Source organism: Dokdonia sinensis (genome assembly GCF_003688895.1).
GTDB classification, from domain to species: Bacteria; Bacteroidota; Bacteroidia; order Flavobacteriales; family Flavobacteriaceae; genus Dokdonia; species Dokdonia sinensis.
Genome location: NZ_REFV01000013.1, coordinates 106,971 through 126,170, shown reverse-complemented (window position 1 = coordinate 126,170; position 19,200 = coordinate 106,971). Strand labels below are relative to the sequence as shown.

The following is a 19,200-nucleotide window of genomic DNA, read 5'->3' as shown; positions in this document are numbered from 1 at the left end:
AACAACAGCACAAAACTTAAGAACATCCCCGCCAAAACGGACGGCAAAGATAACACAGATTTAATTCCCCACAAGACAAAAACTAAAGAAAATATGTGAAATTTTTAAAACCAAATAAACAACAACATAAAAGACTCTACCACAGAAAGATACAAAAACATAAACTTCACAAAACCTAAAAGGGCTTACGTGAAAGCGGGGAAAAGGATTTAAAATTATGGAATTACTCCTTATTCTTCTCTATGGGCAAGTCCTTCCATTTATTAGACAACTCTATATAGGTGAAATCAAGAGCTGTTTCCTGAGCTTTCAAAATACCCGATTGAAATGATCGTTGCAAAATATCTTCTATAAGATAGTCCTCCTCGACTTCCTTGGGGTTAAACTCTTCCTTCAGCGAAATATCAAACATACTAGCCGTAGTATTATACCAAAATGCCTTCCAACCACTACGCAGTCTTTTTACGAGATCAAATGTGGTCTCTCCAGTTTGTCTATGGATGAGCTTCACAAGAATCTGACCTTCTGTACGGGTGAGCTTCTTGAGCTGGTCTGAGAATTCTCCTTCGAGATATTTATGGATAATTTTTGTGTATTTCTTTTTTGCGCGCTTACCTTCTATACTATCCAGACGATTGTTAAGTTCGGTTAACCGCTCTGAGGCGAGTTTTGCAAAGGGATATACCTTACGGGTCTTCCTACGGAGAATTAGATAGCGACGGCGATCCTCTTTACCATCAAACTTAAGTTTTTTAAATATAATGACTTCCTCAAGCCCGATGAAATCCCGAGGGATCGTATCGCCTTGTATAATATAGTATTCATACTCATTATTGTCTGGAGAGACAATGGTGTCTTGAGCAATTCCTAAAAAGGGAAGCAAGAAGGTTACTATATACAGGAGTTGATTACGCATTTTTCTCTTTCGCTTTAAGCGAAAACTATACCAAAATTAAACATTGTTCCTCCCATAACGAAAAGACATTGTCTATAATATATGTACTTTTAGAAAAAATTAATTCAATGGCAAAAAAAAGTATTCTTGATAAAAAGTCACTCGACTTCTTAGAGCGTTATCTAAACAACGCTGCACCAACCGGTTATGAATGGGATGGTCAAAAATTATGGATGGATTACCTGAAACCATACGTAGATGAGTTTATAACAGATACTTATGGAACTGCAGTCGCGGTCATAAATCCAAAAGCAAAATACAAAGTTGTTATAGAGGGACACGCAGATGAAATTTCTTGGTATGTTAACTACATCGCTGATAATGGTCTCATTTATGTAATACGCAACGGTGGTAGTGACCACCAGATTGCCCCTTCTAAAATTGTAGATATACATACTAAAGACGGTATTGTAAAAGGTGTTTTTGGCTGGCCAGCGATTCATACTCGTAACAAATCAAAGGAAGAAGCTCCCAAACCTGATAATATATTTATAGACATAGGTGCAAAGGACAAAGCTGAAGTAGAAAAAATGGGTGTTCACGTAGGATGTGTGATTACCTACCCAGATTCTTTCCATATACTCAATTCCGATAAATTTGTATGTCGCGCAATTGATAACCGTGCAGGTGGGTTTATGATTGCACAAGTAGCGCGTTTATTAAAAGAGAACAAGAAAAAATTACCATTTGGGCTGTACATCACAAACTCTGTTCAGGAGGAAATAGGTCTACGCGGGGCACAGATGATCGCAGAGCGCATCAAGCCCAATGTTGCCATCGTGACAGATGTAACACACGACACGACCACTCCGATGATAGAAATGAAAAAACAAGGACATGCAGAAATAGGTAAAGGCCCTGTTGTAGCCTATGCTCCTGCCGTACAACAAAAACTACGTGATAGAATTACAGAAACTGCCGAAAAGAATAAAATCCCTTTCCAACGTGCGGCACTATCCAGAGCTACAGGTACGGACACAGACGCTTTTGCCTATAGTGGTAGCGGTGTGGCGAGTGCCTTAATCTCTTTACCTCTACGTTATATGCATACTACCGTGGAAATGGTACATCGCGATGATGTGGAAAATGTCATTAAACTTATATATGAGACGTTACTCACAATTAAGGACGGAGAGACTTTTAGTTACTTCGAATGATGTTTAAAAATTGATTACAAAGCCCGATTCATTTCGGGCTTTTTTTGTTTTGGGGTATATTGCGACCCAAATTGGAACACTTGTTATTTAACTCCTTTGATTTTGGCCTGTTTCTCCCGATCGTCTTTTTGCTCTATTGGGCCATAGGACCATCACGATTGCGAGCGCAAAATATGCTCATTCTCGGAGCGAGCTATTTCTTTTATGGTGTTTGGGACTGGAGGTTTCTTATATTGATTTTCTTGAGCTCTATTGTAGATTATGGTGCGGGCAGATTAATTACGCTTTCGCGAAAGCGTAAAAAAGATAAACAAGCGACCTACATATTATATACCAGCCTGATTTGGAACCTGGGCGTACTGTTTATTTTCAAATATTATAATTTCTTTCTGGACAATTTAAAAATGCTTTTCGATATTCCGGAGAACACTTTTACCACACTTAATATTCTGGTTCCTGTTGGGTTGAGCTTCTATACCTTCCAGACCATAAGTTATACGGTAGATGTGTATAAAGGAAAAATTTCTGCTTCAGACAATTTGCTTCAATTTTTATGTTTTGTAAGCTTCTTCCCGCAACTCGTGGCGGGGCCCATCGAAAGAGCTTCTAGGTTGCTCCCACAGTTTGCAAACAGACGAAAGTTTAACTATCAATATGCCACCGAAGGATTGCGCCTTATATTATGGGGGCTCTTTAAAAAGATGGTCGTGGCAGATAATCTCGCCGTTGCTGTCTTTGCCATTTATGCTCATCCAGAAAACTTCTCAAGTCCAGAAATCATTTATGGTGCGTTGCTGTTTTTCTTCCAGATGTATTGTGATTTTTCTGGATATACGGATATAGCGCGCGGGACGGCAAAAATGTTCGGCTTTGAGTTGAGTATTAATTTTAAACTTCCCTATCTCGTTAAGAATGTCTCAAGTTTCTGGGATAGATGGCACATCACGCTGTCTAAATGGTTTAGGGATTATGTTTACGTTCCATTTTTACAAAATAAAAAACGTACACAGATTAACCGTTTTAACGCGCTTATGCTCACAATGACACTTATGGGTTTCTGGCACGGGGCAAACTGGACGTTTTTGCTTTTTGGAATTAGTCAGGCGCTTATACTTTGGTTTGAATCCATTCCTATAAAAGTAAACGGGACAAAGAAAAATGTACGTAGCTTTTTATTTAAGAACCCGATAATAGGTCGTACTCACTTTATTTTGATGCTTATTATAGGGATGATATTTTTTAGATCGGCAGATATTGCATCGGCTTGGGAAATGATAATGAGGATGTTTACTTCGTGGGATATAGATGGTTTTGATCTTGTGATAGGCTGGAAAATAGGAGTCCTAGGAATTTTACTGCTTGCAGAATATTTGACCAGAACAAAGGATCACCCGCTCCAGCAACTAGAATCTCATTATAAAAAACCCGTGCGCTGGTTAGTATATTATGGGTTAGTATTTCTCATCATACGCTACGGTGGACCGCAGGAAGAATTCATTTACTTTCAATTTTAATGATTAAAAAGTACGTCTCATATTGTCTATTGTTTTTAGTGCCAGTTGTGCTTATCTATACGGGTATAGAATATCTGACCCGTGATATTAAAAACAGTCAGCGTGTTATTAGCAACTATTTAAATGAACAAGAAGACTTGATAGAAGTTTTAGTGCTCGGAGCATCCCAAAATCAATCTGCCGTAAATCCAGAATATCTAGATGCGTCTGCAATAAATCTTGCCTCTGGTCATCAAGATTATCGTACCGACTTCGCACTTCTCTCACAACTATCTCCTCGCCTTCCGCGGTTAACTACAGTAGTGATTCCTATGACTTTTGCGCATCTTGATACCCGTCCTAACCCTACTAACTATTGGAAAAACCGTGGGTATTTTTATTATTACGGTGTGAATAATTGGGATAGAAGCACCTATTTCAAGGACAAATTATTGTTTTTAAGCAATCCTAGTTATTATACAGACCAGATAGAGAGATATTATATTGACAAAATACGGCCTGATTATAATATGTTTGGATACGCTCGTAGTGAAGCGGGTTCCGCTTTCGCGAAAGCGGACTACCAACCCATCGCAATCCAGAATATACCATTGAGCATTCGCAACTATGAGAATGAATCCTATAGGTTTCAGAATTTAAAACACCTAAAACAAATTTTAGAATTCTGCTCTCAAAAAGACATCCGGATAGTCGTCGCTTTGACACCGGTAACGCAAAAACATCTCAAGGCTCGAAACCCTAAAATGGTAGCGCGCAGGGATAGTATTTTAAATACTTTACAAAAGGAATATGATTTTACTATACTAGATAAAGAAAACGCAGAAGGTTATGAGCTTCAGGATTTTGCAAACCACAACCACCTCAACTCGAGCGGAGCCGAAATATTTACTCAATCACTTAATAAGGTTATTAAAAACTTGAATTAAGGAATCCATTTTTTCTCAAAGTTAGGCTTGCGCTTTTCTAGAAATGCGTTTCTTCCTTCTTGCGCTTCCTCCGTCATATATGCTAGTCGTGTGGCTTCCCCTGCAAAAACCTGTTGTCCCACCATTCCATCATCTGTAAGGTTCATTGCAAACTTGAGCATTTTTATAGAGATAGGAGATTTCGCAAGAATTTCTTGCGCCCATTCGTAAGCTGTTGCTTCTAATTCTGCGTGCGGGATTACGGCGTTTACCATTCCCATCTCGTAAGCTTCTTGAGCAGAGTAATTTCTTCCCAAAAAGAAAATTTCACGTGCTTTTTTCTGGCCCACCATTTTGGCGAGATACGCGCTTCCGTACCCTCCGTCAAAGCTTGTCACATCTGCATCTGTCTGTTTAAAAATAGCGTGTTCCTTACTCGCAAGTGTGAGATCACACACCACGTGCAAGCTATGCCCACCTCCTACTGCCCATCCTGGAACAACTGCGATAACAGCCTTAGGCATAAAACGTATAAGTCGTTGCACTTCTAAAATATTGAGTCTGTGGTAGCCATCTTCTCCTACATATCCCTCTTTACCACGGGCATTCTGGTCTCCACCAGAACAAAAACTATATACCCCATCCTTAGAAGAAGGACCTTCTGCCGAAAGTAGGACTACTCCTATACTGGTATCCTCATTTGCATCATAAAATGCGTCGTATAATTCGCTCGTAGTCTTTGGGCGAAATGCATTGCGCACATCGGGTCTATTAAACGCGATACGGGCGACACCATTGGATTTTTGGTAAGTGATGTCTGTATATTCTTTGGCAGTTTTCCATTCGGCGTGACTCATAAAATGCTATTTTTAGCAAAAATAATGTATTAAATATTCATAGAAATGAAAAGATTACTGCTTTGTATGGTTGCTGTTTTTGCTTTCGCGAAAGCGGACTACGCACAAGAAACCACCGCTCCTTATATTTTTACCGATATTATAAACCTAGAAACCACCCCGGTAATCAGTCAAGGAGTCACAGGAACGTGTTGGAGTTTCTCTACCTCATCATTTCTTGAAAGCGAAATCATAAGGCTTACAGGTAAAAGTGTAGACCTGTCTGAAATGTATACCGTAAGGAACACCTATCCCATTAAAGCCGAAAATTATGTGATGCGCCAGGGCAAAGCACAGTTCTCTGAAGGCGGTCTCGCCCACGATGTAATCAATAGTGTAAAAACACACGGGCTCGTTCCTGTGGACGCCTACACGGGACTTGCGCCTACCGAAAATAAACACAATCACGCCGAAATGGTCGCGGTTGTAAAAGCAATGCTAGATGCTTACATCACAAACCCCGGTCGCCAGCTGAGCAAGAAATGGAAAACAGCCGTGAGTAGTGTACTCGACACCTATCTGGGAAAGAACTTAACTCAATTTACCTATGAAGGCAAATCTTACACTCCTCACGAGTTTGCCTCGACAATGAAAATAGAAGCTAGTGACTATATCACACTTACTTCCTTTACGCACGCTCCTTTTTATGAATCATTTATCTTGAACATTCCAGATAACTTTTCAAACGGAATGATGTATAATGTGCCGATAGAAGAATTTGTTGACAATATTGACAACGCTCTTAAAAAAGGGTTTACCGTAACTTTAGATTGCGATGTGAGCGAGCCTACATTTTCTTCAAAACACGGAGTTGCTGTAATTCCTGAAAATGATGAGAACAAAAAGATTGCAGTCTTAGGCCCAGAACCTGAAAGGGAGATTAGCCAGCAATATCGTCAAGACGCATTTGAGAATTACGATACTACAGATGATCACCTGATGCATATTACGGGAAAAGCAAAAGACCAGAACGGAAATATCTATTATAAGGTAAAAAATTCTTGGGGTACAGACCCTGGGCGTACCAAATATGATGGCTATGTCTACATGAGTGTTCCTTACATAAAACTAAAGGCGATTTCTGTGCTCCTGCATAAGAATGGTCTTGCCAAGGATACATCAAAAAAAATAAATTTTTAAAAAATTCAGGCATTACTATCGATAAACTGCACAATAGATTAACTCAAATGCACTACAACGTTATCGAAAAAACCGATTACATACTGATTTATTGCAAGTTAGACTACGACACTACATTTGTAGCATAAAAATATAGTTTATGTATATCGAGCATTTTAGTACTGAGGAAAAAGTAGATACTGTTTATAATCTAGACATTGGTAAATTTACTATTTATGATAACTTCATGGTCTCAGAAATTGTTGAAGGAGTCAATTTAGATTACAAGGCTTGTGATATATTGCTCTCTATAGTCCTATCACATTTTGGGAACAAGCCCACATTTGGTTACATCTCAAACCGCGTTCATACGTACTCTCTTGTCCCTACCGATTTACCTCGTTTAAAAGACTTGATTCCTAATAAACCTAGACTAGCTATTGTACACCACAACGAATTAGGTCAACTATCTGCTCAGTTTGAGCGTAATTTCTGGCCATTTGAGTTAGAAGTATTTAATAATCTGGGGCAAGCATTAGATTACATCACCAGTTCTAAACTAGCCTGTTAATGTTATAGTAACGAGGCTGTAGTGCTGTATTATTTGATATCTTTATCAAAAACGATTGCACATCATTGTTTATGAAAACATTTCTTACAGCTTTAGTATTAATATTTACGTCTTCACTTTTTAGTCAGACACAAGACTTTGCACGTATTGGATTTAAAATTACAGCTGTAGCAATGAATGATGCTCCAGAGCGTCTTTTGAAATTAAATTTTAAAGAAGAAACCTTTCAATCGCGTTTTGACTTGCGCCCGCTTTTTCAGGAACAGACGCAACAATACTCTGGACCTATGATTTATGAAGAGAGCCGTGCATCAGTAGTAAGATATGAAACCCAGGAAGATTACTATAAGAGAGTGCCTTCTTTAAACTCAAAAGAAATTTATGCTTTTGGAAAAGATGACAATATAAAAGGTGTGAAAAATATTGCCTACAAACCGGCGATAAGAGGTAACATAGCAGATGCTTATTGCACGGCAATTTACGCCGCGAGATCTGGAAATTAGGAAATAACGTTACAAAAACAAACAAGGCGCAAATTATGATTTGCGCCTTGTTTGTTTTATACTACTCCGTGAGATGGAGACCATCTTCCTTTATAAGGATTTTTCTATCTCTGTAAAGCGTGCCTATGGCTTTCTTAAAACTTTTCTTGCTCAGTCCGAGTTGGGCTTGAATATCTTCTGGAGCACTTTTGTCGTGCAATGCCAAGAAACCATCATTAGCCTTTAGTTCATCATATATGTATTGGGCATTAGGCTCGATACTACGATAACCCTCTTCTTGTAACACTATGTCTAATTTTCCATCAGGGCGTATTTTCTTGACCCATCCTTCCAGTTTATCGCCGGTACGGATATCCTCAAAGATATCTTCTTTATAAATCAGGCCCTTGTGCTTTCCATTTACAATGGCATTTGCGCCACGGTCCGTTATATGAGAAATGATAATATCAACTTTGTCAAATTTTTCAACAGTAAGCTTGTCATTATTTAGATACTTAATGGTTTTACTTGTCGCTACAAGTCTATTGGTCTTTTCATCCAGATACATATAAACGATATAGTAGCTTCCCACTTTCATAGGTCTCGCCTGCTGTGCAAAAGGAACAAATAATTCTTTCTCGAGTCCCCAATCTAGGAACGCTCCTATTTTTGAAACCGTTGTACAACGCAAATATCCAAAACTATTGAGCAAAATAAATGGCTCTAAAAGTGTAGCAACTGGTCGTTCTTCGTGGTCTAGATATACAAAGACATTGAGTTCATCCCATATTTTATATTCGGCTGGGACATATTTATTAGGTAACAGGACATCATCCCCTTCTTCATTAGAAAGAAAAAGGCCAGGCTCTGTCTCCCTATCTATACGCATTATCTGGTGTTCTCCTATTTTAAGCATCTATTTAATTATTTAGTGCAAAAATACGATTACTAAAACAATTTACTGTCTAAATATGCATCGTCCAGCAGTACGGGTTCTTGTAGAAGTAATGAAGTTAAAAAGCAATGAAAGTTGAAGGATCCCGCTATGTAGCGGGATGAATTCGCTGCTCACCTTGTACTGCGCTACGCTTGTAAAAAGTGGTGCGCAGAACCATTAAAAATATCCCGCTATGCAGCGGGATGAATGAGCGCCATTTTTTACTGCACTACGCTTGTAAAAAGTGGTGCGCAGAACCATTAAAAATATCCCGCTATGCAGCGGGATGAATGAGCGCCATTTTTTACTGCACTACGCTTGTAAAAGTTGGCGCGCAGAACCATTAAAAATATCCCGCTATGCAGCGGGATGAATTCGCTGCTCATCTTTTACTGCGCTACGCTTGTAAAAGTTGGCGCGCATAACCATTAAAGATATCCCGCTATGCAGCGGGATGAATTCGCTGCTCATCTTTTACTGCGCTACGCTTGTAAAAGTTGGCGCGCATTCATAAAAAAACGCTTTAGTTAGACTAAAGCGTTTTTTCTTTGGTTGGTTAATTATCGGTTTACTATTTATAAACAGATTCCTTTTTAAAATGCTTAGCAAGCATATAATATACCACTGGGCGGTATTTGTTTCTATTTGATTTTCCGTAAGTATCCATTACAGAAGCTATTGCTTTGTCAAGATCTGCGCTATCTTTAAGACCTAATTTTTTGATTAAAAAGTTATTTTTAACCGTATCCAGCTCACTTTGATCACTTCCAGAAACTGTCGCAGCATCTGCATTATAGATTGAAGGACCGCAGCCTATTGTTACTTTGGTAAGGAAGTCCATGTCTGGAGTCATTCCGCATTTGTTTTTAAGATCGTCCGCATACTTTGCGATAAGGTCATCTCTTTTGCTCATAGTTCTGAAGTTATAATTGTTGATTCGACTTAATTGTGTCCTTAAAGATAAAAGAAAAAATAAACTTTCGTTAAAATTTATTTGATAAATTCAAAGTACTCCAGCAATACGGCGTCATTTACCGTGCGTGGCGTAAAAATCTCTAACAAGGTGGGTTGCTCGTTTGATTTGTAAAGTGCCGCTTTCGCGAAAGCGCACTCCTCCTCATTTTCTGCTTTCAGGTAATTAAATCCATACATCGCACATAATTGCACGGCCGAAAGGTTATGCGTTGTTTCAAAGTATTCGTCAAAGGTATCGGTGTCCTTATCCCGATTAGGCAAGATGCGGAAGATGCCTCCGCCACTATTATTAATCACGATAATCTTAAAATCTTTGGGGATATGGCTGTTCCACAGCGCATTACTGTCGTATAGAAAACTGAGCTCACCGGTGATAAGGGTCGTAGGCTTATCTTGTGCTATTGCCGCTCCTATTGCTGTGCTTGTACTGCCGTCAATACCGCTAGTCCCACGATTACAATACACAGGCAAGGTTTTATTGAGGTCAAAAAGTTGTGCATATCGTATGGCACTGCTATTACCCACTTGTAACAAAGTGCCATCTGGAATCGCCGAAAGTACAGCGTCAAATGCCTTAAAGTCACACCAAGGCATCTCGCTTATGTACTTATTATGTAATACATCGCGGTAGGTCCGGATAGCCAACCAGTCTTCTTGAAAGTCACTCTTTACCTTTTTAGTTCCAGAGAAAAAAGCTTTAAAAAATGTGTTGGGCGAAACCTCAAAATGCCTATTGAGACAGAAATACGTATCGTAGGCTTTTTTGGGATCCACGTGCCAATGATGCTGTGGTTGGTAATTACGTAAGAAGTTTTTAATTTTCTTAGAAATTACCATTCCTCCAAAAGTCAGTAGTACCTCAGGTTGCAAAGCTCTAAAGCCATCATCGTCCAGCGCACCTACGATATTATCAATACGCGTAAAGAAATTGTCGTGATGTAAATTTGAAGTTGTTTCTGTAAATACAATCACGCTCGGGTCTGCAGCAAGTATGTTTATATACTGTTGCTCCAAACTATCTGGAGCCAAAACTCCCACGAGGACAATCTTCTTTCTGGCATTGTTCCAAGTATTTTGATAGGAAGCAAGCTCAGAGTCAGTAAGTGTTTTTTCAGAAATTTTAGGAAAAATATGTATGGGAGCCGGTGCAGTCTCATCTGTCATTTCATACAGTGGCTCATAAAATGGAACATTTATATGAACGGGACCACAGTCCTCAATAGCAGTATTTAGTGCTTTATTTATTTCTTGCTCATTGTGTCGCCTGCTCTCCTGTAATTTGGTCGCCACTCTTTTATCAACAACCACATCGCTAGGAACAACTTCAGAATATAAGTTGGCCGAAAAGAGGATGTGATTTTCGAAGACATTTTTCTGTCTAATGGTTTGACCGTCCCCTATGTCAATGCGTTCCACAGGTCTGTCTGCACTTAAAACCACTAGTGGGATATCGCTGTAAAAAGCTTCGGCGATTGCGGGATAGTAATTTAGAAGTGCGCTTCCAGAGGTACAAACAATAGCCACAGGTTTACGCAATTGTTGCGCCATTCCGAGTGCAAAAAAAGCTGCACAACGCTCATCTACAATACTGTATGACTGTATAGAGTCATTTTTTGTAAACTCAATAGTTAATGGAGCATTTCGAGATCCTGGTGAAATTACCACTCGGTCTATACCTTTACTGAGACATAGGCTTACGATGGACTGGGCAACGGGTATTTTAGAGTGTTTCATTTACTATGTAAAAATACAAGCTAAATCTGAATTCGGAATTCGGAAATGAGAATTATCCTAAAACGCGTAGCATTGTACTGAGCTTGTCTACCGTTTCCTGCCACTCTGCTTCTGGATTACTTTGTTCTGTTATTCCTCCTCCTACATAGATTTGTGCACCTTTTGCATCTATCTCCATGCAGCGCAGATTTACAAAGAGATGGCTTTCCTTCTGTATACTCCCATAGGCGAGGTTTTCCATGTTACGACGATGAGTTGAACGCTTGCGCGTTACTTGGAGATTGAGTTCTCCTAAAAATCCTGTGTAATAGTTACGCTCATAAACTTCATTTTTAAGTATAAAATCTTTTGCCTCGCTTCGAGGTAGTCCACACACAGCTGGTGTAGGATGAAGTGCTTCTATAATTGTTTTGAGCGAAGTTTCAGTGCTTTTAAATGGAGCGGAAATATCTGTTTTTAAGTGCAAAAGACTTCCCGCGCGATGAGTTTGCGCTGGGGTGACCTTAATATCACTAAGAATAGGTTTAAGATTTTGGACAATAGCATCTGTGACAAATTGCTGTTCTTGTATTTCTTTAGTTCCCCAAGATACGCTCAACGTATCCTTGTATGGTTGTGTTCCCGCGAGCGCCATCGTATGAAACTTTCGATTGCTTATAGAAAGTAAGGTTTCTGGTGTTGCGCCCAGCCATAGTCCAACTTTTGGATGATACCAGCAGTATGCAAAAGCAGTGGGATACGCGTGTAATAATCTCTTAAAAATGGCAATTGGGTGCTCATAAGCGTGATTAATAGTTTGCTTTCGCGAAAGCACTATCTTCTTCACCCCACTCTTCTTTATATATGAAATCCCATTTTTTACAAGGGCAATATGGCGCTGTTGGTCGGCCGGATTTGAGTGGGTATGATGAGGCTCGCCATTTTCAAAACTCAACTCTGAAAGCGAAACGGTTATAGCAGTTGTATCCGGGATTAAAATAGCTTCCGCGAAAGCGGTATCAAAAGGAGCAAACACAAAACCACTCTCATCATAATCTGTCGTGGTGTTTAAAGTGTCATCTTCTTGCAGAAAAACTTTAAGGTCCTTCTCATTGGGTTTGCGATACGCCACAAAGGGAAGTGCCTCGTCAAAATGAGTTGCAATATGTTCAAAAACCTCTGGAGCGTCCATTATTTTCTAGGCAATGCAATCGTTGTGAGTTTACATTTTGAAATAAGATTGTCTTCCTCATCTACCACATCAATATTCCAGATCTGAGTGGTTCTTCCCTTATGTATAAATGTGGCCTTGGCATAGACCATTCCATCGACTTTACTCTTAATGTGGTTTGCACTAATTTCTATACCACGCACAAACATCTCTTTATTATCAAGAAACATAAAACTTGCGGCACTTCCCACACTCTCTGCCAGTGCCACCATCGCACCACCATGCAATACTCCGTCTGGTTGATGTACTCTAGGTGTAACAGGCATACTCGCTGTTAAAAAATCTTCGCCAAAATCGATATACTTAATCTCCAGCGTCTCCATCAAGGTGTTTTTACAACTGGCGGCAAGGCGGTCTAAAATTTCTTCTCTACTTAATTTCATAAACTCACGTTAAACAAGGTTTTTGAGAAAACTTTCTACTTTCAAATTTCGTTAATATAGAAGACAAAACCCCATCATTATGTTTAAAAAGACACTTTTATTAGTATTAATTACAGTTGCCATTACAAGTTGCGACGCGGTAGATGAGCTCACAAAATTTGACCTCGATTACACAACAAATTATACCATCCAAGCATCAACAGTTCTTGATGTGCCTATTGATATCATCACTCCGGAGGTCACAACAAACTCCGAAGAGGAGTTTGAAAATAATGACACGAACAAGGATCTCATCGAGAGTATTAAACTTAAAACGCTCACGCTTAATCTCAGGACTCCAGAAGACGGAAACTTCAATTTTATAAACGATATTACCATCTTCATACGTGCAGAGGGTCTTCCTGAAGTTGCCATTGCGACTGCAACAGACCTTCCTGAAAATGGTGCACGTCGTGTCGAGCTGGAAACGGACAACGTCGAACTCAAGGAATATATTAAGGCAGACAGTTACACACTGCGCACGATGACCACAACAGACGGTTTCATAGACGAAGACCACAATATAGACATACGTACAGTTTTTAGAGTGGATGCAAAAATCCTAGGTATTTAATACCAAATAGACTAAAGCTCAGAGGATGTTTGTATTTTTATACAAGCATCCTTTTTTTATGAAAGCAAAAATCTTACAGAACGATCGCGCGCGTCTTTTGGCGCTTGAGACCTTTCACTTTCCAGATTTACTCCCATTATCTAAGCAAGTGGATCTTCACAAATATGGCGCTTCAGACATTTCTTCGCCAGATAAATTGCGTAAGTATATGAATGACGCTTTCGCAAAAAGGGAAGAGGGCCTATCCCTTCCCTTCATCATCTTCGATAAAAAATATAGCAGTTTTGCTGGGTGCACACGTTTTGGAAATATAGACCGAAAGAATAAAACCGTTCATATAGGATGGACGTGGTTGGGAAAAGACTTTCGAGGTAGTGGACTTAACCAGCATATTAAATTCCTGATGTTACGTTATGCTTTTGAAAAATTGAGCTTTGAGAAAGTGGAGTTTCGCATCGATGAGCGCAATACCCAATCCCGAAAAGCAGTCGAAAAAATAGGTGCCACCCTTGAAGGAATCCTACGCAAGGACATTATTACAAAATCTGGTATCCGTCGTAGCTCTTGTTGCTACGGCATCCTAAGAGAAGAATGGCCAGAAATAAAAGCGACAAAATTTAAAGATCTTTAAATGCAAGAGAATCAAGTCTCCTACAATCATACAAATTCCTACACAACCCTAAATACATATTCAGAAAAGACTACAACAGTATGGCTGGCTTTTCACGGAATGGGATATTTGAGTAAATACTTCATTAAGTATTTTAAAGATCTTGACCCAGAAGAAAACTATATCATCGCACCCCAAGCTCCCAGTAAATACTACCAAGATAAAAAGTTTAAGTATGTAGGCGCTAGCTGGCTCACCAAAGAAAATACAGACCTCGAAAAGGAAAATATCTACAATTATATGGACGCCGTATGGCACACCGAAAGTTCAAAATGGAAGGGCCAAAACGTAAGACTCATATTTATGGGCTATTCTCAAGGCGTTTCCATCGTTACCCGCTGGATGGCATTTAGGAAAATACAATGTGATTACCTCCTACTCCACTCTGGCGCCATTCCTCAAGAATTGGAACCTAGCGATTTTCATTTCCTATCTCCAGAAGCTCCCGTTACCTACCTCTACGGCAACAAAGATGAATATATAACCGAAGCTCGTAAAACGGAGCAACAGATTAAAGGGAATTCTTTATTTGGAAATAGACTACAAGTGGAAGTTTTTGATGGGGTGCACGAGGTGAATGCTGATTTTCTAATTACTATATAGATGTACGCTTTCGCGAAAGCGCACAAAAAAATCCCCACAACCTAAGTTGCGGGGATTTAATTATAATATGTAAATTATCGTCTTAAGGACCCCGACCTACGTCGGGGTAAGCGATTCACGCGTTTTCGCTTTCGCGAAAGCGGTTCTCTGCTTATTTTACTTCTTCAAAGTCTACATCCTCAACATCTGCACTTGCATTACCCTCTGGCTGTGCTCCTGCATCTGGTCCTGGCTGTGCGCCACCTTGAGCTTCGGCTTGTGCTTTGTACATCTCTTCAGAGGCTACTTTCCAAGCTTCATTGATTTTATCAAGAGCCGGAGTGATTGCATCTACAGACTTCGTTTCGTACGCTGTTTTTAATTCTGCAAGCGCATCTTCGATAGGCTTCTTCTTCTCATCAGAAAGCTTATCACCAAATTCCTTTAACTGCTTCTCCGTTTGGAAAATCATTGCATCTGCTTCGTTTATCTTGTCTGCAGTAGCTTTTGCTTTTGCATCAGACTCAGCATTTGCTTCTGCCTCTGCTTTCATTTTTGCAATTTCCTCTTCAGAAAGTCCAGATGAAGCCTCGATACGGATATCTTGAGACTTTCCAGTAGCTTTATCTACAGCACTTACTTTGATAATTCCGTTTGCATCAATATCAAAAGTCACTTCAATTTGCGGTACGCCACGCTGTGCTGGTGGGATATCCGTAAGTTGGAAACGACCTATTGTCTTATTATCTGCTGCCATAGGACGCTCTCCTTGTAGCACGTGGATATCAACACTTGGTTGATTATCTGCCGCGGTAGAGAATACCTGTGACTTCTTAGTAGGGATAGTCGTATTTGCCTCGATAAGCTTTGTAAATACGTTACCCATAGTTTCAATTCCTAGAGAAAGTGGTGTTACATCAAGAAGTAAAACATCTTTTACATCTCCAGTAAGTACTCCACCTTGAATTGCAGCACCTACGGCCACAACCTCATCAGGGTTTACACCTTTAGACGGTGCTTTCCCGAAGAACTTCTCTACCGCTTCCTGTACAGCAGGAATACGAGTAGATCCACCTACAAGAATAATCTCGTCTATATCTCCTGTGCTCAACCCAGCAGCTTTAAGTGCTGTCTGGCAAGGCTCAATTGTTCTTTTAACTAAATCGTCAATTAACGCTTCGAACTTTGCACGGCTCAATGTACGAACCAAGTGCTTAGGTCCAGAAGCAGTAGCAGTCACATAAGGAAGATTAATTTCCGTTTGTGTAGAAGATGAAAGCTCAATTTTAGCTTTTTCTGCAGCTTCTTTAAGACGCTGTAATGCCATAGGGTCTTTACGAAGATCCATATCTTCATCTTTTAAGAACTCCTCTGCAAGCCAGTTAATGATTTTCTGGTCTACGTCATCTCCTCCTAAATGTGTATCTCCGTCTGTAGAAAGTACTTCAAAAACACCATCTCCTAACTCAAGGATAGATACATCGTGTGTTCCTCCTCCGAAGTCAAAAACCACAATCTTCTGATCGGTATCTTTTTTATCTAGTCCATAAGCTAATGCAGCAGCGGTAGGCTCATTAATGATACGCTCTACTTTAAGTCCAGCAATCTCCCCGGCTTCTTTCGTTGCCTGACGCTGACTGTCATTAAAGTATGCAGGAACCGTAATTACGGCTCTAGAAACGTCTTGTCCAAGATAATCCTCTGCAGTTTTCTTCATTTTTTGAAGCACCATTGCAGATAATTCTTGAGGTGTATATAAACGACCATCGATATCCACACGTGGCGTATCGTTGTCACCTTTTACTACTTTATAAGCACTACGATCTGCCTCTTTCGAACTCTCGCTGTACTTGTTTCCCATAAAACGCTTAATAGATGCAACCGTTTTTGTTGGGTTAGTAACTGCTTGTCTTTTTGCAGGATCTCCTACTTTAATCTCACCTCCTTCTACAAAAGCGATGACAGATGGAGTTGTTCTTTTTCCTTCTGCATTAGGGATTACCGTTGGTTCGTTACCTTCCATTACGGCAACGCACGAGTTGGTAGTACCCAAGTCAATTCCTATTATCTTACTCATTATATATGTATTTAAGTGTTATAAAATTTTTACGATTATCATAAGTCAAGGAATGTGCCAGCAGGAAAAGTATGACAAGGTGTCACAATTGAAATCGAATTCGACTCCGATAGCTATCTAGGAAAAGCTAAAGCGAAAACGAAAAAATTACAGATAATGGTTAATTAATTTTAACCATAGCAATAGCGTAGGTTAAAATCGTATCGAAACTACCAAGTATATCAAAATATGAAATGAGGTCATTGTTTTCGCTTTCTCGAAAGTTCAAACGATGCGTATTCTTAAGTTTTTTATTACGCTTTCGCGAAAGCGGAAACATATTAAAACTCCAATTGTAATCTCTTTCTCAATTTCCATTATCTTGCAGATTACGTTGTTACCCAAGAAATATTTCGTTAAACAAAAGATGAATTTACCTTCTAGACATTTTCAAATCCTATTTTTGATTTTTACTATATGTATATTTAAAGGCGGTTCATCCTACGGTCAAGAAGGGTTAACCATTGCACCAGAAATATCATTAGGAACAGAAGCTCAATCTAGCGGCTTTCTTAAAAGTAGTATCTTCCAAAGACAGGTAATGGTTAGTTTTTCTAAAAAGCCAATTCCAAATAGTAGCGCCTGGGAATACTGGTCTCCTGTATCTCATACTGGAATAAATGTAGGAGTTACAGACTTCAATAGTTCCAGTAGAGGATATGCTTTCTCGGCAATGGGGTTTATGGTATTAAAAAGTAAGAGACTTAGGAGGTGGTCGCTCCAGTTAGGGTACGGAGCTTCCTATTTTACTAATAAATTTGACATTGAAGATAATATAGAAAATCGCTCCATTAGTACTGATATCACTTGGTCTAATAGAGCTGTGTTGCAATATACATTTCTGGAAAAAAACCGTGTTGATTATAGTATAGGCCTAGGCGCTATGCATCATAGCAATGGGCACACGCGATTGCCTAATGATGGTATCAACACCTTCCATCTAAGTCTCGCTGCTGCTATCAAGTCAAAAGAGAAGAATACGGTTGCAACAATTCCTATTATGCGGGAGCGAAGTATATACCACTACTTAAGCGCACGTTTAGGACTGGGTCTCAATGCGCTAGGCGATAGTTTCCCGCTAGATGATAAAAAAGGGGTGTATTCACTTTCTGGGGAATATGGTCTTGTTTTTAATAAAGTAATGAGTATCGGAATTGGCGGTTTTTATAGGTATTATGAACATTACTACGATTACATAAAAAACGGCGAGTTTTTAGTTCGCGAAAACGAAGAATTTAACAGCTATACTAAGCAACCGTGGCATAATGCGACAAATTATGGAGCTTTTGTAAAATTTGAATTGCTCTTAAATCACATAGGTATTGAAATCCTTACGGGTTTCAATTTTCACAAACCAGGATACGACATAGACTGGCGTATTAATGGAGGTTGGGAATTTATACCTCGTGACCCACCAGATTATTGGATATTTGGCGAATTTGATAGCGAGTACAAATTAAAAAAACTTCTTACTACAAGATTAGGAATCAAATATTATCTCAAAGCAACGGAAAATGTTCCAAAACACAATATGTACATCGGTGCGTTTATAAATGGTAACGGAGGCCAAGCAGATTTTTCAGAAATTGGACTAGGATATGTTTATAATTGGAATTTTAGGAAGAGAAACTAAATACTGTTAAGAATTCTAAAATTTCCGTTTTGTAACTTGTATTCTAAAATCACCCTTAATCTTAATAAATGTCCCGTTGCGAGAATTGTATCATTCGCCAGTTAAACGCCCTTAAAGCTTTATCAAAAGATGAGCTCAAGGCAATCTCTGATTCAAAAACGGAGCGACGTATCAAAAAAGGAGAGAAGATCTTTGATGAGAATGAATCGCTAGATGGTGTTTTCTGCGTACGCTCTGGAGCTTCAAAACTTTCAAAACTCCAAGAAAACGGAAAGGATCAAATCGTAAAAATTGCCGGCTCTGGCGAGGTCCTAGGAAAACGTTCCCTAATCGCCGAAGAAAAAGCAAACCTAAGCGCCACCGCCCTCGAGGATATGGATGTGTGTTTTATACCTAAAAAAGAAATTACTGCCAAAATCTACACTAATCCTGCGTTCACAAAGGAACTCCTGCAACAGCTCGCTCAGGATTTAAAAAATTCAGAAAACAGCACTATAGACTTTGCATCAAAAACCGTGACCCAGCGACTAGCCCATACCCTCCTCCATCTCAAGTCACAAGCGGGCGAAGACCGTGATGGCTTTCTTAGTCTATCACTCACAAGAGAAGATCTAGCCAGCGTTATAGGTACAGCGACAGAATCCTGCATACGCCATATCGCAACTTTTAAAAAGAAGGGATTTATAGAAACGCAAGCAAAGCGCATCAAAATTCTGGACCTCGAAGGACTGAAGGCACTAGAATAAAA

General features: G+C 39.5%; 19 protein-coding genes. 11 read left to right on the top strand and 8 right to left on the bottom strand.

The window, feature by feature from the left end; translation table 11 throughout:
• Window positions 1–223: 223 nt before the first annotated feature.
• Window positions 224–916: a DUF4294 domain-containing protein gene (locus EAX61_RS13040; RefSeq protein WP_121918142.1), complete on the bottom strand. Its 693-nt coding sequence runs from the start codon at window positions 914–916 to the stop codon at window positions 224–226.
• Between the two features lie 107 nt (window positions 917–1,023).
• On the opposite strand from EAX61_RS13040, the gene EAX61_RS13035 reads away from it, so the two are divergent.
• The 3 genes from EAX61_RS13035 to EAX61_RS13025 all read left to right on the top strand — a co-directional run bounded on the left by EAX61_RS13035 (window position 1,024) and on the right by EAX61_RS13025 (window position 4,552).
• Window positions 1,024–2,112 carry a M42 family metallopeptidase gene (locus tag EAX61_RS13035; RefSeq protein ID WP_121918141.1) on the top strand — a complete coding sequence of 363 codons (1,089 nt, stop codon included), beginning with the start codon at window positions 1,024–1,026 and terminating at the stop codon, window positions 2,110–2,112.
• A gap of 173 nt (window positions 2,113–2,285) precedes the next feature.
• Window positions 2,286–3,626: an MBOAT family O-acyltransferase gene (locus tag EAX61_RS13030; RefSeq protein WP_121918140.1), complete on the top strand. Its 1,341-nt coding sequence runs from the start codon at window positions 2,286–2,288 to the stop codon at window positions 3,624–3,626.
• A complete protein-coding gene (locus EAX61_RS13025; RefSeq protein ID WP_147448376.1) occupies window positions 3,626–4,552 on the top strand; it encodes a hypothetical protein in 927 nt (308 codons plus the stop codon). The genes EAX61_RS13030 and EAX61_RS13025 overlap by 1 nt, the downstream gene beginning before the upstream one ends.
• Here the strand turns inward: EAX61_RS13025 and EAX61_RS13020 are convergent.
• A complete protein-coding gene (locus EAX61_RS13020; RefSeq protein WP_121918138.1) occupies window positions 4,549–5,388 on the bottom strand; it encodes a 1,4-dihydroxy-2-naphthoyl-CoA synthase in 840 nt (279 codons plus the stop codon). The genes EAX61_RS13025 and EAX61_RS13020 overlap by 4 nt on opposite strands.
• 45 nt (window positions 5,389–5,433) lie before the next feature.
• Between EAX61_RS13020 and EAX61_RS13015 the strand changes: the two genes are divergently transcribed.
• The 3 genes from EAX61_RS13015 (at window position 5,434) to EAX61_RS13005 (ending at window position 7,620) form a co-directional block, all read left to right on the top strand.
• The gene (locus EAX61_RS13015; RefSeq protein WP_121918137.1) at window positions 5,434–6,567 is read left to right on the top strand and encodes a C1 family peptidase; all 1,134 of its coding nucleotides are present in this window, start codon (window positions 5,434–5,436) and stop codon (window positions 6,565–6,567) included.
• Between the two features lie 139 nt (window positions 6,568–6,706).
• Window positions 6,707–7,117, top strand: a complete 411-nt coding sequence (locus EAX61_RS13010) for a hypothetical protein (RefSeq protein ID WP_121918136.1) — start codon at window positions 6,707–6,709, stop codon at window positions 7,115–7,117.
• Window positions 7,118–7,188: 71 nt separating this feature from the next.
• The gene (locus EAX61_RS13005; RefSeq protein WP_121918135.1) at window positions 7,189–7,620 is read left to right on the top strand and encodes a hypothetical protein; all 432 of its coding nucleotides are present in this window, start codon (window positions 7,189–7,191) and stop codon (window positions 7,618–7,620) included.
• A 61-nt stretch (window positions 7,621–7,681) separates the two neighbouring features.
• Here the strand turns inward: EAX61_RS13005 and EAX61_RS13000 are convergent, their stop codons facing one another.
• From EAX61_RS13000 to EAX61_RS12980, 5 genes are all read right to left on the bottom strand, one after another.
• Window positions 7,682–8,515 (bottom strand): CvfB family protein, encoded by an 834-nt coding sequence (locus tag EAX61_RS13000; RefSeq protein WP_121918134.1) that lies wholly within the window; start codon window positions 8,513–8,515, stop codon window positions 7,682–7,684.
• Window positions 8,516–9,107: 592 nt separating this feature from the next.
• Entirely contained in the window at window positions 9,108–9,449 is a 342-nt protein-coding gene (locus tag EAX61_RS12995) for a DUF2853 family protein (RefSeq protein ID WP_121918133.1), read from the bottom strand.
• A gap of 77 nt (window positions 9,450–9,526) precedes the next feature.
• Entirely contained in the window at window positions 9,527–11,245 is a 1,719-nt protein-coding gene (gene menD / locus EAX61_RS12990; RefSeq protein ID WP_121918132.1) for a 2-succinyl-5-enolpyruvyl-6-hydroxy-3-cyclohexene-1-carboxylic-acid synthase, read from the bottom strand.
• 52 nt (window positions 11,246–11,297) lie between these two features.
• Window positions 11,298–12,416, bottom strand: coding sequence for a chorismate-binding protein (locus EAX61_RS12985; protein WP_121918131.1), 1,119 nt, complete (start codon window positions 12,414–12,416; stop codon window positions 11,298–11,300).
• A complete protein-coding gene (locus tag EAX61_RS12980; protein WP_121918130.1) occupies window positions 12,416–12,838 on the bottom strand; it encodes a PaaI family thioesterase in 423 nt (140 codons plus the stop codon). Before EAX61_RS12980 ends, EAX61_RS12985 begins: the two co-directional genes overlap by 1 nt.
• Before the next feature lie 79 nt (window positions 12,839–12,917).
• On the opposite strand from EAX61_RS12980, the gene EAX61_RS12975 reads away from it, so the two are divergent.
• From EAX61_RS12975 to EAX61_RS12965, 3 genes are read left to right on the top strand one after another with little or no spacing between them, the layout of a single operon-like run.
• Window positions 12,918–13,451, top strand: coding sequence for a hypothetical protein (locus tag EAX61_RS12975; RefSeq protein ID WP_121918129.1), 534 nt, complete (start codon window positions 12,918–12,920; stop codon window positions 13,449–13,451).
• A gap of 58 nt (window positions 13,452–13,509) precedes the next feature.
• A complete protein-coding gene (locus EAX61_RS12970; RefSeq protein WP_121918147.1) occupies window positions 13,510–14,082 on the top strand; it encodes a GNAT family N-acetyltransferase in 573 nt (190 codons plus the stop codon).
• On the top strand, window positions 14,083–14,724 hold the full coding sequence (locus tag EAX61_RS12965) for an alpha/beta hydrolase (RefSeq protein WP_121918128.1): 642 nt from the start codon (window positions 14,083–14,085) through the stop codon (window positions 14,722–14,724). It abuts the gene before it with no gap.
• 151 nt (window positions 14,725–14,875) lie between these two features.
• Here EAX61_RS12965 and dnaK read toward each other — a convergent pair whose 3' ends face one another.
• Window positions 14,876–16,780: a molecular chaperone DnaK gene (gene dnaK, locus EAX61_RS12960; protein ID WP_121918127.1), complete on the bottom strand. Its 1,905-nt coding sequence runs from the start codon at window positions 16,778–16,780 to the stop codon at window positions 14,876–14,878.
• Between the two features lie 442 nt (window positions 16,781–17,222).
• On the opposite strand from dnaK, the gene EAX61_RS12955 reads away from it, so the two are divergent.
• Entirely contained in the window at window positions 17,223–18,452 is a 1,230-nt protein-coding gene (locus tag EAX61_RS12955; RefSeq protein WP_161555233.1) for an acyloxyacyl hydrolase, read from the top strand.
• 68 nt (window positions 18,453–18,520) lie between these two features.
• Window positions 18,521–19,198: a Crp/Fnr family transcriptional regulator gene (locus tag EAX61_RS12950; RefSeq protein ID WP_121918125.1), complete on the top strand. Its 678-nt coding sequence runs from the start codon at window positions 18,521–18,523 to the stop codon at window positions 19,196–19,198.
• The last annotated feature ends 2 nt before the right edge of the window (window positions 19,199–19,200 follow it).

What these genes read in the sequence shown, in the direction of transcription:
- EAX61_RS13040 (WP_121918142.1), bottom strand. Translation starts at nt 916, where the DNA reads ATGCGTAATCAACTCCTGTATATAGTAACCTTCTTGCTTCCCTTTTTA.
- EAX61_RS13035 (WP_121918141.1), top strand. Translation starts at nt 1,024, where the DNA reads ATGGCAAAAAAAAGTATTCTTGATAAAAAGTCACTCGACTTCTTAGAG.
- EAX61_RS13030 (WP_121918140.1), top strand. Translation starts at nt 2,286, where the DNA reads ATGCTCATTCTCGGAGCGAGCTATTTCTTTTATGGTGTTTGGGACTGG.
- EAX61_RS13025 (WP_147448376.1), top strand. Translation starts at nt 3,626, where the DNA reads ATGATTAAAAAGTACGTCTCATATTGTCTATTGTTTTTAGTGCCAGTT.
- EAX61_RS13020 (WP_121918138.1), bottom strand. Translation starts at nt 5,388, where the DNA reads ATGAGTCACGCCGAATGGAAAACTGCCAAAGAATATACAGACATCACT.
- EAX61_RS13015 (WP_121918137.1), top strand. Translation starts at nt 5,434, where the DNA reads ATGAAAAGATTACTGCTTTGTATGGTTGCTGTTTTTGCTTTCGCGAAA.
- EAX61_RS13010 (WP_121918136.1), top strand. Translation starts at nt 6,707, where the DNA reads ATGTATATCGAGCATTTTAGTACTGAGGAAAAAGTAGATACTGTTTAT.
- EAX61_RS13005 (WP_121918135.1), top strand. Translation starts at nt 7,189, where the DNA reads ATGAAAACATTTCTTACAGCTTTAGTATTAATATTTACGTCTTCACTT.
- EAX61_RS13000 (WP_121918134.1), bottom strand. Translation starts at nt 8,515, where the DNA reads ATGCTTAAAATAGGAGAACACCAGATAATGCGTATAGATAGGGAGACA.
- EAX61_RS12995 (WP_121918133.1), bottom strand. Translation starts at nt 9,449, where the DNA reads ATGAGCAAAAGAGATGACCTTATCGCAAAGTATGCGGACGATCTTAAA.
- menD (WP_121918132.1), bottom strand. Translation starts at nt 11,245, where the DNA reads ATGAAACACTCTAAAATACCCGTTGCCCAGTCCATCGTAAGCCTATGT.
- EAX61_RS12985 (WP_121918131.1), bottom strand. Translation starts at nt 12,416, where the DNA reads ATGGACGCTCCAGAGGTTTTTGAACATATTGCAACTCATTTTGACGAG.
- EAX61_RS12980 (WP_121918130.1), bottom strand. Translation starts at nt 12,838, where the DNA reads ATGAAATTAAGTAGAGAAGAAATTTTAGACCGCCTTGCCGCCAGTTGT.
- EAX61_RS12975 (WP_121918129.1), top strand. Translation starts at nt 12,918, where the DNA reads ATGTTTAAAAAGACACTTTTATTAGTATTAATTACAGTTGCCATTACA.
- EAX61_RS12970 (WP_121918147.1), top strand. Translation starts at nt 13,510, where the DNA reads ATGAAAGCAAAAATCTTACAGAACGATCGCGCGCGTCTTTTGGCGCTT.
- EAX61_RS12965 (WP_121918128.1), top strand. Translation starts at nt 14,083, where the DNA reads ATGCAAGAGAATCAAGTCTCCTACAATCATACAAATTCCTACACAACC.
- dnaK (WP_121918127.1), bottom strand. Translation starts at nt 16,780, where the DNA reads ATGAGTAAGATAATAGGAATTGACTTGGGTACTACCAACTCGTGCGTT.
- EAX61_RS12950 (WP_121918125.1), top strand. Translation starts at nt 18,521, where the DNA reads ATGTCCCGTTGCGAGAATTGTATCATTCGCCAGTTAAACGCCCTTAAA.